Source organism: Micromonospora sp. DT46 (assembly GCF_049841735.1).
GTDB lineage: Bacteria > Actinomycetota > Actinomycetes > Mycobacteriales > Micromonosporaceae > Micromonospora > Micromonospora reichwaldensis.
Genome location: NZ_JBNCKW010000008.1, coordinates 1 through 15095, shown reverse-complemented (window position 1 = coordinate 15095; position 15095 = coordinate 1). Strand labels below are relative to the sequence as shown.

Annotated in this window: 14 protein-coding genes; 8 read left to right on the top strand and 6 right to left on the bottom strand. The window is 74.4% G+C overall.

The features are described 5' to 3' along the window. Nucleotides 1-10 precede the first annotated feature (10 nt). The gene (gene argH / locus ACLQ20_RS22270) at nucleotides 11-1474 is read left to right on the top strand and encodes an argininosuccinate lyase (RefSeq protein ID WP_327031194.1); all 1464 of its coding nucleotides are present in this window, start codon (nucleotides 11-13) and stop codon (nucleotides 1472-1474) included. Between the two features lie 40 nt (nucleotides 1475-1514). On the opposite strand, the gene ACLQ20_RS22265 is transcribed toward argH, so the two are convergent. Together ACLQ20_RS22265 and ACLQ20_RS22260 are read right to left on the bottom strand one after the other, a co-directional pair. Beyond that, entirely contained in the window at nucleotides 1515-1871 is a 357-nt protein-coding gene (locus ACLQ20_RS22265; RefSeq protein ID WP_132240196.1) for an MmcQ/YjbR family DNA-binding protein, read from the bottom strand. 50 nt (nucleotides 1872-1921) lie between these two features. Next, nucleotides 1922-2338 (bottom strand): DNA-binding protein, encoded by a 417-nt coding sequence (locus tag ACLQ20_RS22260; protein WP_151455545.1) that lies wholly within the window; start codon nucleotides 2336-2338, stop codon nucleotides 1922-1924. Nucleotides 2339-2431: 93 nt separating this feature from the next. Between ACLQ20_RS22260 and ACLQ20_RS22255 the strand changes: the two genes are divergently transcribed. The 3 genes from ACLQ20_RS22255 to ACLQ20_RS22245 all read left to right on the top strand — a co-directional run bounded on the left by ACLQ20_RS22255 (nucleotide 2432) and on the right by ACLQ20_RS22245 (nucleotide 4963). Then, nucleotides 2432-3061, top strand: coding sequence for a DNA-3-methyladenine glycosylase (locus ACLQ20_RS22255; RefSeq protein WP_425857770.1), 630 nt, complete (start codon nucleotides 2432-2434; stop codon nucleotides 3059-3061). A 166-nt stretch (nucleotides 3062-3227) separates the two neighbouring features. Then, nucleotides 3228-4343 (top strand): LLM class flavin-dependent oxidoreductase, encoded by a 1116-nt coding sequence (locus tag ACLQ20_RS22250; protein WP_132240199.1) that lies wholly within the window; start codon nucleotides 3228-3230, stop codon nucleotides 4341-4343. Next, on the top strand, nucleotides 4340-4963 hold the full coding sequence (locus tag ACLQ20_RS22245; RefSeq protein ID WP_358120902.1) for an FMN reductase: 624 nt from the start codon (nucleotides 4340-4342) through the stop codon (nucleotides 4961-4963). Before ACLQ20_RS22250 ends, ACLQ20_RS22245 begins: the two co-directional genes overlap by 4 nt. A gap of 48 nt (nucleotides 4964-5011) precedes the next feature. On the opposite strand, the gene ACLQ20_RS22240 is transcribed toward ACLQ20_RS22245, so the two are convergent. The 3 genes from ACLQ20_RS22240 to ACLQ20_RS22230 form a co-directional block, all read right to left on the bottom strand. Then, nucleotides 5012-5869 carry a universal stress protein gene (locus ACLQ20_RS22240; protein ID WP_358120905.1) on the bottom strand — a complete coding sequence of 286 codons (858 nt, stop codon included), beginning with the start codon at nucleotides 5867-5869 and terminating at the stop codon, nucleotides 5012-5014. 126 nt (nucleotides 5870-5995) lie between these two features. Continuing rightward, nucleotides 5996-6892, bottom strand: coding sequence for a universal stress protein (locus tag ACLQ20_RS22235; protein WP_425857590.1), 897 nt, complete (start codon nucleotides 6890-6892; stop codon nucleotides 5996-5998). A 49-nt stretch (nucleotides 6893-6941) separates the two neighbouring features. Further along, on the bottom strand, nucleotides 6942-9689 hold the full coding sequence (locus ACLQ20_RS22230; protein ID WP_425857588.1) for a cation-translocating P-type ATPase: 2748 nt from the start codon (nucleotides 9687-9689) through the stop codon (nucleotides 6942-6944). 284 nt (nucleotides 9690-9973) lie between these two features. On the opposite strand from ACLQ20_RS22230, the gene ACLQ20_RS22225 reads away from it, so the two are divergent. The 3 genes from ACLQ20_RS22225 (at nucleotide 9974) to ACLQ20_RS22215 (ending at nucleotide 12605) form a co-directional block, all read left to right on the top strand. After that, on the top strand, nucleotides 9974-10456 hold the full coding sequence (locus ACLQ20_RS22225) for a GNAT family N-acetyltransferase (protein WP_132240206.1): 483 nt from the start codon (nucleotides 9974-9976) through the stop codon (nucleotides 10454-10456). A 53-nt stretch (nucleotides 10457-10509) separates the two neighbouring features. Next, on the top strand, nucleotides 10510-11154 hold the full coding sequence (locus ACLQ20_RS22220) for a YgjV family protein (RefSeq protein WP_151455540.1): 645 nt from the start codon (nucleotides 10510-10512) through the stop codon (nucleotides 11152-11154). A gap of 131 nt (nucleotides 11155-11285) precedes the next feature. Beyond that, nucleotides 11286-12605, top strand: coding sequence for a hemolysin family protein (locus tag ACLQ20_RS22215; protein WP_151455539.1), 1320 nt, complete (start codon nucleotides 11286-11288; stop codon nucleotides 12603-12605). A gap of 50 nt (nucleotides 12606-12655) precedes the next feature. Here the strand turns inward: ACLQ20_RS22215 and ACLQ20_RS22210 are convergent, their stop codons facing one another. Beyond that, entirely contained in the window at nucleotides 12656-13063 is a 408-nt protein-coding gene (locus tag ACLQ20_RS22210) for a PaaI family thioesterase (protein WP_327031195.1), read from the bottom strand. An 82-nt stretch (nucleotides 13064-13145) separates the two neighbouring features. Here ACLQ20_RS22210 and tyrS point away from each other — a divergent pair, with 82 nt between their 5' ends. Next, on the top strand, nucleotides 13146-14432 hold the full coding sequence (gene tyrS, locus ACLQ20_RS22205; RefSeq protein WP_425857769.1) for a tyrosine--tRNA ligase: 1287 nt from the start codon (nucleotides 13146-13148) through the stop codon (nucleotides 14430-14432). Nucleotides 14433-15095 lie beyond the last annotated feature (663 nt).

The following is a 15095-nucleotide window of genomic DNA, read 5'->3' as shown; positions in this document are numbered from 1 at the left end:
GACCACCAGAATGGGCGCCGTGGACGACAAGAGCCTGACCGAGAACAGCGCCGCCACCAACCGCACGAGCCTGTGGGGCGGCCGATTCGCCGGCGGCCCCGCCGAGGCCCTGGCCCGCCTGTCGGTGAGCGTGCAGTTCGACTGGCGGCTGGCCCCGTACGACATCGCGGCGTCCCGGGCGCACGCCCGGGTGCTCGCGGGCGCCGGCCTGCTCGACCCGGACGAACTGGGCCGGATCCTCGCCGCCCTGGACGACCTGGAGGCCGCCTGCGCCTCCGGGCAGTTCCGTCCCACGGTCGACGACGAGGACGTGCACACCGCCCTGGAGCGCGGCCTGCTGGAGCGGCTCGGCAGCCTCGGCGGCAAGCTGCGCGCCGGCCGGTCCCGCAACGACCAGGTCGCCACCGACCTGCGGCTCTACCTGCGCGACCACGCCCGGGGCGTGGCCGGTCGGCTGGTCGAGCTGGCCGAGGCCCTGGTCGAGCAGGCCGAGCGGCACGTGGAGACCGCCGCACCCGGCATGACGCACCTGCAGCACGCCCAGCCGGTCACGTTCGGGCACTGGCTGCTGGCCCACGTGCAGCCGCTGCTGCGCGACCTGGAGCGGCTGAGCGACTGGGACCACCGCACGGCGGTCAGCCCGCTCGGCGCGGGCGCGCTCGCCGGCTCCGGCCTGCCGCTGGACCCGGTGGCCGTCTCCAAGGAGCTGGGCTTCCGCACGTCCTTCGCCAACTCGATGGACGCGGTCGCCGACCGGGACTTCGTCGCCGAGTTCCTGTTCGTCACCGCGCTGATCGGGGTGCACCTGTCCCGCCTCGGCGAGGAGGTGGTGCTCTGGACGTCGCAGGAGTTCGGCTGGGTGGAGCTGGACGACGCGTTCGCCACCGGTTCGTCGATCATGCCGCAGAAGAAGAACGCGGACATCGCCGAGCTGGCCCGGGGCAAGTCCGGCCGGCTCGTCGGCGGGCTGATGAGCGTGCTCACCATGCTCAAGGGCCTGCCGATGAGCTACGACCGGGACATGCAGGAGGACAAGGAGCCGGCCTTCGACGCGGTCGACACCCTGGAGCTGCTGCTGCCGGCGCTCGCCGGGATGATCTCCACGATGACCGTACGCGCCGACCGGCTCGTCGCGGCCGCGCCGGTGGGCTTCTCCCTCGCCACCGAGGTCGCGGACTGGCTGGTGCGCCGCAACGTGCCGTTCCGCGACGCGCACGAGATCACCGGCAGGTTGGTGGCGCTCTGCGTGGCCCGGGACTGCGCCCTCGACGAGGTCAGCGACGACGACCTCGCCGCGGTCAGCGAGCACCTCGACCCGTCGGTGCGCGACGTGCTCTCCGTCCGCTCGGCGCTCGCCGCCCGGATCACGCCCGGCTCGACCGGTCCCGGGCCGGTCGCCGACCAGCTCGCCGCCGCCGCCGACAAGCTCGCCACCTGGCGGGAGTGGGCCGCCGAGCGGGTCGTACCCCGCTGAGTCGCCGACCCCGCGCGGCGCCGTCGGCGTCGCGCGGGGTTCAGCCCGCCGGGCGCTCCCGCTTCGGCAGCTTCGCCACCACCGCGTCGTACGAGGCGTCGACCGCCTCGATCAGCTCCTCCTCGTCGATCCCGCCGGCCAGGCGCAGCGTGTTCCAGCCGGCGCGCCCGATGTACGGCGACGGCCGCGCGTCGCCCGGGTGCCGGTGCAGCCACTCGTCGGCCACGTCCCGGCTCGGGCCGCACTTCACCCCGACGGTCGGCTGGTCGCCGCCGGCGGAGCCGAGGAAGGCGAAGATCCGGCTGCCGACCTTCACCACCTCGTCGCCCTCCCACGGCCGGTCGAGCCAGGCTCCCGGCTTCCCCAGGCAGTACGCCAGCATCTCCTCGCGCGTCATCGCGTCCTCCTCGACACCGATCCCGCGCCCAGTCTCGTCCATCGGCGGCGTCATTCGGTGGTGGCGGTGCGGGCGGAGAGCCGTTCGAAGCGCTGCTTGGCGGCCTGCGCGCTGCCCAGCCCGAGCCCGTACGCGATCTGCTGCCAGGTCAGTCCGCGGCTGCGGGCCAGCGTCAGCAGCCCCGCCTCCATCGTGTCGACCTCGGCGCGCAGGTGCGGGACGAGGGTGAGCGCCGCGACGAGGTCCGCCTCGTCGACGGGCTCCTCGTCGGGCTCGACCTCGGCCCCGCCGGCGGCGAGGGCGGTGACGAGCGCGACCGCCTCGTAGGTGTCCGGTACGTAGGGGTTGGTGTGTCGGCGGCGCCGCGTCTCGGTGCCGGCGTGCCGCTCGGTGATCCGGTGCAGCGCCTCGTAGGTGCGGTGTGCCCTGGCCCGGCTCGGGTCGGGACCGGTGAAGGAGTCAGTCATGCGAGCACTCCATCACGTCAACGTTACGTTGTCAACGGAAGGTTGATAGCTGCTCGGCGTCGGGTGGCGCCGGCGGATAGGGTCGTGCTCGTGGTGGCGTACTCCCAGCGCCGTCCCGCCGACCTCGCGGGGCTGGCCGACCTGCTCGCCGGCCCGGTGGTGCCGGCCGCCCGGGGCCTGCTCGGCTGCCGGCTGACCGCCGGCGACGTGACCGTCCGGATCACCGAGGTCGAGGCGTACGCCGGGACGGCCGGCGACCCGGCCTCGCACGCGCACCGGGGCCGCACCCCGCGCAACGCCGTCATGTTCGGGCCGGCGGGGCACGCCTACGTCTACTTCACCTACGGCATGCACTGGTGCATGAACGTCGTCACGGGGCCCGACGGGGAGGCCTCGGCGGTGCTGCTGCGCGCCGGCGAGGTGGTCGACGGCGTCGAGACGGCCCGCGCCCGGCGCCCCGCCGTACGCCGGGACGTCGATCTCGCGCGCGGGCCCGCCCGGCTCTGCGCGGCCCTGGGCATCGACAAGAGCGCCTACGGCCGCTGGCTGCTCGGCGACGGTCCCGTCCGCCTGCGCCCGGCCGACGTGCCGGTGCCCGGCGAGGCGGTCGCCGCCGGGCCGCGCGTCGGCGTCACCGGCGCGCACGACGTGCCGTGGCGGTTCTGGATCGCTGGCGACCCGACGGTCAGCGCCTACCGCCGGCACGTGCCGCGTAGCCGCTGACCTGTCCGGGCACGCCCGCCGCGTGATCGACGTGCAGGGCGTGGGAGGCGTGGCGGCGGCCACCGGCGGTGCCTCCGGTGGCGGAATAGTTGACTCGTCAAACATGTTGTGCGGTGCGTCCGGGCGCCGCAGCGGCCCCGGCCAGGGACAACGCGAGGAGCTGGTCATGCAGTTCGGAGTCTTCACCGTCGGCGACGTCACGGTCGACCCGACCACCGGTCGCGAGCCGACCGAGCATGAGCGGATCAAGGCGATGGTCACGATCGCGCTCAAGGCCGAGGAGGTCGGCCTCGACGTCTTCGCCACCGGCGAGCACCACAACCCGCCGTTCGTGCCGTCGTCGCCCACCACCATGCTGGGCTTCATCGCCGCCCGCACCGAGCGCCTGCTGCTCTCCACCTCCACCACGCTGATCACCACCAACGACCCGGTGAAGATCGCCGAGGACTACGCGATGCTCCAGCACCTCGCCGACGGTCGGGTGGACCTGATGATGGGGCGCGGCAACACCGGGCCGGTCTACCCGTGGTTCGGCCAGGACATCCGCAACGGCATCCCCCTCGCCATCGAGAACTACGACCTGCTGCACCGGCTCTGGCGCGAGGACGTGGTCGACTGGAAGGGCCGCTTCCGCACCCCGTTGCAGTCGTTCACGTCGACGCCGCGCCCGCTCGACGGCGTGCCGCCGTTCGTCTGGCACGGCTCGATCCGCAGCCCCGAGATCGCCGAGCAGGCCGCCTACTACGGCGACGGCTTCTTCGCCAACCACATCTTCTGGCCGAAGGAGCACACCCAGCGGATGGTCGGGCTCTACCGGCAGCGCTACGCCCACTACGGTCACGGCTCCGCCGACCAGGCCATCGTGGGCCTCGGCGGGCAGGTGTTCATGCGGCGCAACTCGCAGGACGCGGTGCGGGAGTTCCGGCCGTACTTCGACAATGCGCCCGTCTACGGGCACGGCCCGTCGCTGGAGGAGTTCACCGCGCAGACCCCGCTGACCGTCGGCAGCCCGCAGCAGGTCATCGACCGTACGCTGGGCTTCCGCGACTACGTCGGCGACTACCAGCGCCAGCTGTTCCTGATGGACCACGCCGGCCTGCCCCTGAAGACCGTGCTGGAGCAGCTCGACCTGCTCGGCGAGGAGGTCGTCCCCGTGCTGCGCAAGGAGTTCGAGTCGCTGCGCCCGGCGCACGTGCCGGCCGCGCCCACCCACGCGTCCCTGCGGGACGCCGCCACCAGCGGCGACGCCGCGGATCGTGCCGGGACGGGAGCGGGCCGATGACCCGCCGCACCCTCGCCGTGGTGTCGGCCGGGCTGGGGCGGCCCTCGTCGACCCGGCTGCTCGCCGACCAGCTCGCCGCGGCCACCCGCGACGAGCTGGCCCGGCGCGGCGACGACGTCGACGTCCGCCCCGTCGAGCTGCGCGAGCACGCCCACGACATCGTCAACCACCTGCTGACCGGCTTCCCGTCGCCCGCGCTGCGGGAGGTGCTCGACACGGTCACCGGCGCGGACGGGCTGATCGCCGTCACGCCGATCTTCCACGCCTCGTACAACGGGCTGTTCAAGTCGTTCTTCGACCTGGTCGAATCCGGCGCACTCGCGGACCGGCCGGTGCTGGTCGGCGCCACCGGTGGAACGGCCCGGCACTCGCTGGCGCTGGAGCACGCGCTGCGTCCGATGTTCGCCCACCTGCGGTCCGTCGTGGTCCCCACCGCGGTCTTCGCCGCCCCGGAGGACTGGTCCGCCGGGTCCGCCGACGGCGCGCTGCGGGCGCGGATCGTCCGCGCCGGCGGCGAGCTGGCCGATCAGGTCCACCGGCAGCCGGCGTCCACCGGCCCCGCCGACCCGTTCGCCCTCACCACCAGCTTCGACGAGCTGCTCGGCGGTCGGGACCACTGATCGCCGCCGACCCGCCGGCCCCGCCCGGGGCCGGCGGGTCGGGGCACGTCAGCGGGCGTGACCGTACGGGCGGGCCACCAGCACCGGGCAGTGCGCGTGCTGCACGAGGGCCTGGCTGACCGAGCCGAGCAGCAGCCCGGCGAACCCGCCCCGGCCCCGGGAGCCGACCACCACCAGCGCCGCGTCCCCGCTGGCCTCGACGAGTGCCTGCTCGGCCTTCGGCGCCCGGAGCACCCGCTCCTCCACGGCCAGCCCCGGGTGGCTGCCCCGGACGGCCGCCGCGGCGGTGGCCAGCAGCTCGGCGGCGTGCGTGTCCGTTGCCCCGTCCGCCGGCGCGCGGTCCGGGGGCTGGACGTGCAACAGCACCAGCCCGTCGCCCCGGCGGGCCGCCTCGTCGGCCGCGTACCCGACCGCCAGCTCGGCGGGCTCCGACCCGTCCACCCCGACCAGCACCGGCCCGGCGACGGGGATCGGCTCCTCGGCGGGGCGCACCACCAGCACCGGGCAGTGCGCGTGGGCGGCCACCTGCGTGCCGACCGAGCCGAGCAGCAGCCCGGCGAAGCCGCCCAGCCCCCGGCTGCCCACCACCACCAGCTCGGCCCGCCGGGACTCCTCGACCAGCGTCGCACCCGGCCCGCCCGCCACCTGGCGTACCTCGACGGTCAGCCCCGGGCAGCGCTCGGCGAGGTCGGCGGCCGTCGTCTCCAACATCTTCTGCGCCTCCTCGGTCGGCGCCGGCAACCCCAGGTCGTACGGGTTGACCGGCACGCCGTAACCGAGCGGATGCAGGTAGCCGTGCACCAGGTGCAGGGGGCGGGACCGCAGCACGGCGGCCCGGGCGGCGTGCTCCGCCGCCAGCAGGCTCGCCGGTGATCCGTCCACACCCACCACCACGGGTCGGTTCATGAGCCCTCCAGAGATCGATCAGGCCATTGTCGACGGGGCACCGCCGACCCGCCGGCATTTGCGTCGACGCCGTCGCGCCGGCCGGGGGAGCGGCCGACGCGACGGCGTCGCGGTGCGGTGACCGGATCAGGACGCGTCGGCCCGCTTCGGGTGCCGCACGATCACCAGCGGGCAGTGCGCGTGGTGCAGCACCGCGTGGCTGACCGAGCCGAGCAGCAGCCCGCCCAGCGCGCCCCGGCCGCGCGCCCCCACGACCACCAGCTGGGCCTTCTTCGACTCCTCCACCAGTACGCCGCCCGGGGAGCCCCGGACCAGCCGGTGCTGCGCCGGCACGTCGGGGTAGCGCTCGGCGAAGCCGGCGACGGACTCCGCGAGGGCGCGTTCCTCGTCCGCGGCGTAGGCGTCCAGGTCGTACGCCAGGGGCAGGACGTCACCGGGGCCGACCGGCGTGGGATAGAGCCAGGCCTGCACGGCGAGCAGCGGGGCACCCCGGCGGCTCGCCTCCTCGAAGGCGAACGCGACGGCCTCGAGGGAGCACTCGGAGCCGTCGACGCCCACCACGACCGGGCCGTCGGCGCGCTGCTCGCCGCGCACCACGAGCACGGGGACCTGCGCGTGGGCGGAGACCTGCACGGTGACGGAGCCGAGCAGCAGCCCGGCGAAACCGCCCAGGCCCCGGTGGCCCAGCACCAGCAGCGCGGCGTTCCGGGACTCCCCGAGCAGGACGGGGGTCGCCGCGCCGTCGACCACCACGCCGGTCACCGGCACGTCCGGGGCGGTCCTGTTGGCCTCGGCGATCGCCTCGGCGACGTACCGCTCGGCCTGGTTGCGCAGACCGGCGCCGGCCGGCGCGCCCTCGGCGGCACCGAGCGGGGCGCGCGTCAGGGGCCAGATGAAGGCGTGCACGACCCGCAGCGGGCGCTGCCGCTCCGCCGCCTCCCGCGCCGCCACCCGGACCGCGTCGAGCGCGGCGGCCGAGCCGTCCACACCCACCACGACGGGGGCACCGGTGTTGATGGTCATCGACTCCTCCTTCGTCCACCTTCAGCCTGCTTCGTCCGCACGCTACCCGTCAGAGGCGGTCGTCCCGACCAGCGGGACCTTGGTCCCGAATCGCAGGCTGGCGGTCACCGGCCGGGCCGTCCGACACCGGCACGCGCCGCGCGGGCCGACCGACACCGGCCACCGCGTCCGGACCCCGCGTGCTCCCGTCCCGCAGGGGCGCGTCCGCCGGGCCGTCGCCGCCACCCGGGCGGCGGGCCAGCCGCAGCACCAGCCCGGGCAGCACGCTGACGGCGGCGCAGGCCAGCAGCTCCGCCGCGCCGAGCGGCTGCGTGCCGAGCAACTCCCGCAGCGGCGGCAGCAGCACCCCGGCGACCTGGAGCAGCGCGGAGACCGCCACCGCGACCGGCAGCGCCAGGTTGCCGCGCCGGGCCCCGCGCGGTCGCGGCGCGCGGACCGCGAGCGCCACCCCGAGCTGGGCCAGGCCGAGCACCACGAAGACCACCGACTGCCAGGGCCGGTCCCAGTGCGCGGCGAGCACGCCGGCACCGAGCACCACGGCGGCGATCAGACCGCCGGTGACCAGCACGTCGCGGCCCAGGCCGGCCCCGAGCACCGACTCCGACGGGGAGCGCGGCGCCCGGCGCAGGGTGCCGGGCTCCGCCGGCTCCGCGCCCAGCGCCACCCCCGGCACGCCGTGGGTGAGCAGGTTCACCCAGAGGATCTGCGCCGGCAGCAGCGGTACGGCCAGCCCGAACAGCGGGCCGAGCAGCATCACGGCGATCTCGGCGACCCCGCCCGAGAGCGCGTAGCGCAGGAACCGCCGGATGTTGTCGTAGATGCGGCGACCCTCACCGATCGCGGCGGCCACCGTGGACAGGTCGTCGTCGACGAGCACCAGGTCGGCGGCCTGCCGGGCGACCTCCGTGCCACCGCCCATCGCCACCCCGATGTCGGCGCGACGCAGCGCGGGGGCGTCGTTCACCCCGTCGCCGGTCATCGCCACCACGTGCCCCCGCGACTGGAGGCCCGCGATGATGTCGAGCTTCTGCTCCGGCTGGGTCCGCGCGAACACCCGGGCCTGCGGGTGCGCCCGCGCCGGGTCGCCGTCGTCCCCGCGTACCACCGGGTCGCCCTCGCGCCAGAGCCCCAGTTGGCCGCCGATCGCCGCGGCGGTGGCCGGGTGGTCGCCCGTGATCAGCACCAGCCGGACCCCGGCGTCGTCGAAGCTGCCCGCGATGTCGGCCGCGCCCGCGCGCAGCGGGTCGCCGACGGCGACCAGCCCCACGGGCCGCAGCCCGACCGGCCGGGCGGGATCGGCCGGCGGGGCGTCCACCACGGCGGACGCGATGGCCAGCACCCGCAGCCCCTCGGCGGCCAGCCGGTGCGCGACGGCGGTCAGCTCGGCGATCTCCTCGGCGGAGGCGTCGACCAGCGGCGCGGCCAGCACGTTCTCCGGCGCGCCCTTGCACACCACCAGGTACCGCCGGTCGCAGGAGCGGTGCACGGTGGTCATCCGGCGCAGCTCCTGGTCGAAGGGGTGCTCCGCGACGCGCGGCCACGCCGACCGGGTGAGCTCCGGGTCGAGGCCGCACCGGCCGGCGAAGGCGACCAGGGCCGCCTCCAGCGGGTCGCCGACGGCGGCCCACTCCGGCCGCTCGTCGGTGGGCGTGGCCAGGGTCGCGTCGTTGCAGAGCAGCCCGGCGCGCGCCAGGCTGCGCAGGTCGTCCGGTACGGCCACCGGCGCGCCCCCCTGGTGCACCGCGCCCTGCGGCGCGTAACCGCTGCCGGTGACGCCGTAGCGGGAGCCGCCGGCGGTGACGGCGTGCTGCACCGCCATCCGGCCCTCGGTGAGCGTGCCCGTCTTGTCGGAGGCGATGACGGTGACGGAGCCGAGCGTCTCGACCGCGTGCAGCCGGCGGGGGATGGCCCGTGCCCCGGCCATCCGGCGGGCGCCGAGGGCGAGGGCGAGGGTGACGACCGCCGGCAGCGACTCGGGCACGGCCGCCACCACGAGGCTCACCGCGGTGACCGCCATGTCGACCACCGGCCGCCCGCCGACGACGCCGATGACGAAGACCAGCCCCGAGAGCACCACCGCAGCGAAACCGAGCACCCGACCGAGCGCGGAGAGGCGGCGCTGCAACGGGGTGGCGGCGGGCCTGGTGGACGCCACCAGGGCGGTGATCCGGCCGAGCGCGCTCGCGGCGCCCGTGCGTACCACCGTGCCGGTGGCCCGCCCGGTGGTGACCACGGTCCCCGCGCTGGCCTCCTCGCCCACGGCCCGGGTCACCGGCACCGACTCCCCGGTCAGCGCCGACTCGTCGACGCTCAGCCGGGCCGCCTCGGCGAGCAGCAGATCCGCCGGGACCACGTCGCCGGCCTCGACCCGCACCAGGTCACCACGGACGAGGTCGGCGGCGGGCAGGACGACGTCCCGGCCGTCCCGGACGACCCGTGCGGTGGGCGCGGCGAGCTGGTCCAACGCGGCGATCGCCCGGTCGGCGCGGACCTCCTGCACCACGCCGATGGCGGTGTTCACCAGCACCACCAGCACGATCACCGCGGTGTCCGGGTAGTCGCGCAGCACGGTGGTGACCACGGCGGCGGCCAGCAGCAGCGCCACCAACGGGTCGCTGAGCTGGTGCAGGACGCGCCCGCCCAGACGGCGCCGGGCCGGCGCGACCGCCGCGTTCGGCCCGTCCGCGCGCAGTCGGACGGCGGCCTCCGCCGAGCTGAGCCCGGCCGCCGGCCTGGTCGACGTGTCAGCGGGCACCGGTACGCCCCCGTGGCCGCCGTTCTCCGCACCGTCCCACATCGCCCTCCGCCCTGCCGGCGCCGTCGCGGCGCACCGTCCCGATCCCACCCTCGTCCCGCCGGACGGCACCGGCCAGGGGAGTTCCGCCCGACTGACCCGGGACCAACGGCCCTGCCGCCCACGGCCGGCGCGCGGGTGCGACACCGATCCGGCAGCGCCACCGGGCGTCCCGGCCAGCGGTCCGGTGCGACGCGGATCCGGCAGCGCCACCGGGCCACCGGGCGTCCCGGCCGGCCGGGCGGCCAGCGGTCCGGTTGTCGGTGGTCGGCCCTATCCTCGGGCCCGTGACCGCCGAGCTGCGCCTGCGCCCCGTCCGCGACGACGACCTGCCCCACTTCTTCGCCCACGAGCAGGACGCCGAGGCCAACTGGATGGCCGCCTTCGGCCCGGAGGACCCGGCCGACCGGGAGCGCTTCGACGCCCACTGGCGCCGCGTGCGCGCCGACGAGCGCAACGTCCCGCGCACCGTGGTCGTCGGCGACGAGGTCGTCGGCCACGTGGTCGCGTTCCCGGCCGACGGGCGCACCGAGGTCAGCTACTGGATCGACCCGCGACGCTGGGGCCGGGGCCACGCCACCGCGGCGCTCGCCGCGCTGCTGCGCGAGCTGCCCCAACGGCCGGTGCACGCCCGCGCCGCCAAGGACAACCGCGCCTCGCTCGCCGTGCTGCGCAAGTGCGGCTTCGTCGTCATCGGCGAGGACCGGGGGTACGCCAACGGCCGGGGCACCGAGGTGGAGGAATGGGTGCTGGAGCTGGCCGGCGACTGACCCGCCCGCCGCCCGCCGGGTCACCGCATCCGCGCGAGCACTACTCTCGCGGGGTGAACTGGCTGGAACTGATCGGCTGGACCGGCTCCGCGCTGCTGGTCTGGTCGCTGCTGCAGACGCGCATCCTCCGGCTGCGTGCCCTCAACCTGGTCGGCTGTCTGATCCTGATCGGCTACAACGCCGCCGTGCAGGTCTGGCCCATGGTCGGGCTGAACGTCGTACTCGCCGTGATCAACGTCTGGTACCTGCGGACCATGCTCGCCACCCGCCACGACGAGGCCACCTACCAGGTGGTCGAGGTCGGCGTCGACGACCAGTTCCTGGCCCACACGCTGAGTGTGCACGCCGCCGACATCGCCCGATTCAACCCCGGCTTCCGCTGGCCGCCCGGCACCGCCGCCGAACGCTCGGCGTTCCTGGTCGTACGCGCCGACGAGGTGGTCGGCGTGGTGCTGTCGCACGCCGAGGCCGACGGCGTGGCGCAGGTCGACCTCGACTACGTGACCCGGCGGTTCCGGGACTTCACCCCGGGCGAGTTCGTCTACCGGCGCAGCAGCCTCTTCACCGACCGCGGCTTCCGTCGGGTGATCACCCCGCCCGGCATGGTCGCCCCGTACTACCACCGGCTGGGTTTCCGCCCCGAGGGCCGCTCGTACGCCCTCGACCTGCCCGCCCCGCCGGTCGCCGGGCGGATCTGATCACATCCCGCCCGGGGCGAGGATTCGCCGGCCGGTCCGGTGGGCACAGAGTGCCCTACGCCGGCCGGGGCCTTCGGCCGGCGGTGCCCGTCGTGCCGGCGGGCACCTGTCCCGCGTGAGGAGAGCCGGGCGTGCAGAGCATCTGGACCCAACTGGCCCTGGTCGGCGTCCTGGTCGTCCTCAACGCGGTCTTCGCGGGCAGCGAGATGGCCCTGGTCTCGCTGCGGGACAGCCAGATCCAGCGGCTGGAACGCACCAGCCGGGCCGGACGGGTGCTGGCCCGGCTCGCCAAGGACCCGAACCGCTTCCTGGCCACCATCCAGATCGGGATCACCCTCGCCGGCTTCCTGGCCTCCGCCGCGGCGGCGGTGTCGCTGGCCAAGCCCCTCGTACCGCTCCTCAGCGCGCTCGGCGGCGCCGCCGAGACCGTTGCGATCGTGGCGGTCACCCTGGCGCTGACCTTCGTCACCCTGGTCTTCGGCGAGCTGGCCCCGAAGCGGATCGCCATGCAGGCCGCCGAGCGGTGGGCCCTGCTGGTGGCCCGCCCGCTCGACCTGCTCTCCTCCGTGACCCGGCCGGCCGTCTGGGCCCTCGGCGCCACCAGCGACCTGGTGGTACGCCTCGTCGGGCTCAACCCGAAGCACGAGCCCGACGAGATCGGCCCCGACGAGCTGCGGGACATCGTCGCCGGCAACCACGGCTTCACCAAGGAGCAGCGGACCATCATCGCCGGCGCCGTCGAGATCGCCGACCGCCAGCTGCGGGCGGTCCTCGTACCCCGGTTGCAGGTCTTCACGCTCGACAGCGGCACCACGGCGGAGGCCGCGCGGCTGCTGCTGGCCGCCACCGGCCACTCCCGGGCGCCGGTGGTCCGGCACGGCGGCCTCGACGACGCGGTCGGCGTGATCCACCTGCGTGACCTCGTCGGCGTCCCCGAGGACCGGCCGGTCGACGAGTGCGCCCGCCCGCCGATGCTGCTGCCGGACTCCCTGCCGGTGGTGGACGCGCTGCGACAGTTCAAGGCCGAACGCCAGCACATCGCCCTGGTGGTGGACGAGCGGGGCGCGGTCGACGGGATCGTCACCCTGGAGGACATCCTTGAGGAGATCGTCGGGGAGATCTACGACGAGACCGACCGGGACGTGCGCTCCGTGCGCACCGAGCCCGACGGTGCCCTGCTGCTCCCCGGCACCTTCCCCGTGCACGACCTCGTCGATCTGGGCGTCGAGCTGCCCAGCCGGCCCGGCGGCGACTACACCACCATCGCGGGCCTCCTGCTCGCCTGCCTCGGCCACATCCCCACCGTGGCGGGCGAGAGCGTCGTCGTGGACGGCTGGGAGCTGGAGGTGACCCGCATCGACCACCGCGCCATCGTCGGGGTCCGGCTGCGCCGGGGGGCCGAGCCGGCGCCCGACGAGGCCGAGGCCGTGCTGGACGAGGCCCGGGGCTGACGCGCCCCCGCTGCCGCCTTGCGGCCGGCGCCGTCACGCGCCTCGGCGGGTCAGGCCGGGTAGAGGTTCTGCAGCCGGACCTGGCCGCGGGCCACGAGCCGGGCGTCGGCGTCGGTGATCTCCACCTGCCAGAGCTGCTGGCTGCGCCCCCGGTGCACGGGGGTGCCCACGGCGGTCAGTTCGCCGTCGCGGACCGCGCGCAGGAAGTCCGTCTGGTTCGACACGCCCACGACGCGTCCGCGCTCGCCGAGCCACAGCGACCCGCCGATGCTGGCGGCCGTCTCGACCACCGAGCAGTACACGCCACCATGCTGGATGCCGAACGGTTGGTGCAGCTCGGGGCGGACCTGCCAACGGATCACCACCCGGTCGCCGTCGACCTCGTCGAGCTTGAGGCCGAGCAGGGCGACGAAGCCACCCGTCAGATCCGGCATGTCCACGGCGTTTCCCTCCTTGATCACGACCCCGCCAGCCTACGCCGCCGGCCACCCGGCAAACCCGGTACGTTCCGTCCCCGGTCATGGGGGAGAATCGGTGACCGTGACCGACAGCAGCCCCCCGCCGCCCGGGCGGGACTCCCTGACCGACGACCTGCGGTGGCGGGGCCTGATCCAGGACTCCACCGGCCTCGACGAGCTGCGTGCGCTGCTCGACGGCAGCTCCGCCGCCTACTACGTGGGCTTCGATCCGACGGCGCCGAGCCTGCACGTCGGCCACCTCATGCAGGTCGCCACGGCACGTCGGCTCCAGCTTGCGGGGCACCGGCCGCTGCTGCTCGTCGGCGGTGCCACCGGCCAGATCGGCGACCCGAAGGAGAGCGCCGAGCGGAGCCTCAACCCGCCCGAGGTGGTCGCCGGCTGGGTGGCGCGGATCCGCGACCAGCTCGCCCCCTTCGTCTCGTACGAGGGGGAGAACGCGGCGCAACTGGTCAACAACCTGGACTGGACCGGCGAGATGTCGGTGGTCGAGTTCCTCCGCGACGTTGGCAAGCACTTCCCGGTCAACAAGATGCTGGCCCGGGAGGTCGTCAAGGCGCGGCTGGAGAGCGGCATCAGCTTCACCGAGTTCAGCTACCAACTGCTCCAGGCCAACGACTTCTTCGAGCTGCATCGCCGGCACGGCTGCCGGCTCCAGTTCGGCGGCTCGGACCAGTGGGGCAACATCACCGCCGGCGTCGACTACGTCCGCCGGCGTGGCGCCGGGCCCGTGCAGGCGTTCACCACGCCGCTGGTGACGAAGTCCGACGGCACGAAGTTCGGCAAGACCGAGGGCGGCGCCATCTGGCTCGACCCCGAGATGACCAGCCCGTACGCGTTCTACCAGTTCTGGGTCAACGTGGACGACCGGGACGTGGGCCGCTACCTGCGGTACTTCAGCTTCCGCTCCCGCGACGAGCTGGAGGCGCTGGAGAAGGAGACCGCCGAACGGCCGGCGGGCCGGGCGGCGCAGCGCGCGCTCGCCGAAGAGCTGACCACGCTGGTGCACGGGGAACGGGAGATGACACAGGTGGTCGCCGCGAGCCAGGCGCTCTTCGGCCGCGGCTCCCTGGACGGGTTGGCGCCAGCGACGCTGCGGGCCGCGCTGACCGAGGCCGGCCTCGTCCACGTCGACGAGCTGCCCGACGTCGCCGGGCTGCTCCGGGACTCCGGGCTGGTGTCGAGCCTCAAGGAGGCGCGCCGGGTGATCGCCGAGGGCGGCGCCTACGTGAACAACACCCGGATCACGGAGACCGACGCCACCGTGGGCCCCGGCGACCTGCTGCACGGCCGGTACCTGGTGCTGCGTCGCGGCAAGCGGTCGTTCGCCGGGATCGAGCTGCGCGGTTAGCCGTACGGTCCCGACGTGACGCGGGACGCCCCCGGTGGATTTGACGATCGACCCGCCGGGGGCGTAACTTTCTCTCTGCCAGCGCGGAACGGACGAACCGGGGCAAAGTAACCGGAGGCCGGGCGCGGCAACGAGCTTTCGGGTCCGGCGAGTTGCACTCACCGGCCCGTGACCGGGCGGTGCCCCGGATCCGCCGCGAGGCGGATTTGGCGAGGCGGAGCCGACCGGGTATGGTTCATCGCCGGTAGGGAACCGGGCGAGCTCGCGGGAGACCGCAGCGGCCGGCCTGCCGGAAGTCACGATCGACAACGGCGCAAGCCGATGCCGCGTGGCGCCCGAAATTGGGTTGAAGTGGTGCGGATCGCTACGAAGCGGTTTGACACGGCGGAAACCACCGGGTAACGTAGTAAAAGTGCCCGGCGCGGAAAGCGGCGGACACGGTGAACGAAATGCCCCGGGTCGGGTGCTCCACGGTGTGGGGTTTCTGGGCGGTGTGTGGTTGTTCTTTGAGAACTCAACAGGGTGCTTGATAAGCCAGTGCCAATTATGATTTATACCCCGGACTGGCAGACCGTTTATGGTTTGTTGGTCTTGGATTCCTTTGGCAACACTTTTTGTTGTCGGGACAGTTTTTCAACAAGTTTTTGTTGGAGAGTTTGATCC

Coding starts and splice junctions, on each gene's coding strand:
- argH (WP_327031194.1), top strand. CDS start 11: ATGGGCGCCGTGGACGACAAGAGCCTGACCGAGAACAGCGCCGCCACC.
- ACLQ20_RS22265 (WP_132240196.1), bottom strand. CDS start 1,871: ATGACGCGCGAGGAGATGCTGGCGTACTGCCTGGGGAAGCCGGGAGCC.
- ACLQ20_RS22260 (WP_151455545.1), bottom strand. CDS start 2,338: ATGACTGACTCCTTCACCGGTCCCGACCCGAGCCGGGCCAGGGCACAC.
- ACLQ20_RS22250 (WP_132240199.1), top strand. CDS start 3,228: ATGCAGTTCGGAGTCTTCACCGTCGGCGACGTCACGGTCGACCCGACC.
- ACLQ20_RS22245 (WP_358120902.1), top strand. CDS start 4,340: ATGACCCGCCGCACCCTCGCCGTGGTGTCGGCCGGGCTGGGGCGGCCC.
- ACLQ20_RS22240 (WP_358120905.1), bottom strand. CDS start 5,869: ATGAACCGACCCGTGGTGGTGGGTGTGGACGGATCACCGGCGAGCCTG.
- ACLQ20_RS22235 (WP_425857590.1), bottom strand. CDS start 6,892: ATGACCATCAACACCGGTGCCCCCGTCGTGGTGGGTGTGGACGGCTCG.
- ACLQ20_RS22230 (WP_425857588.1), bottom strand. CDS start 9,689: ATGTGGGACGGTGCGGAGAACGGCGGCCACGGGGGCGTACCGGTGCCC.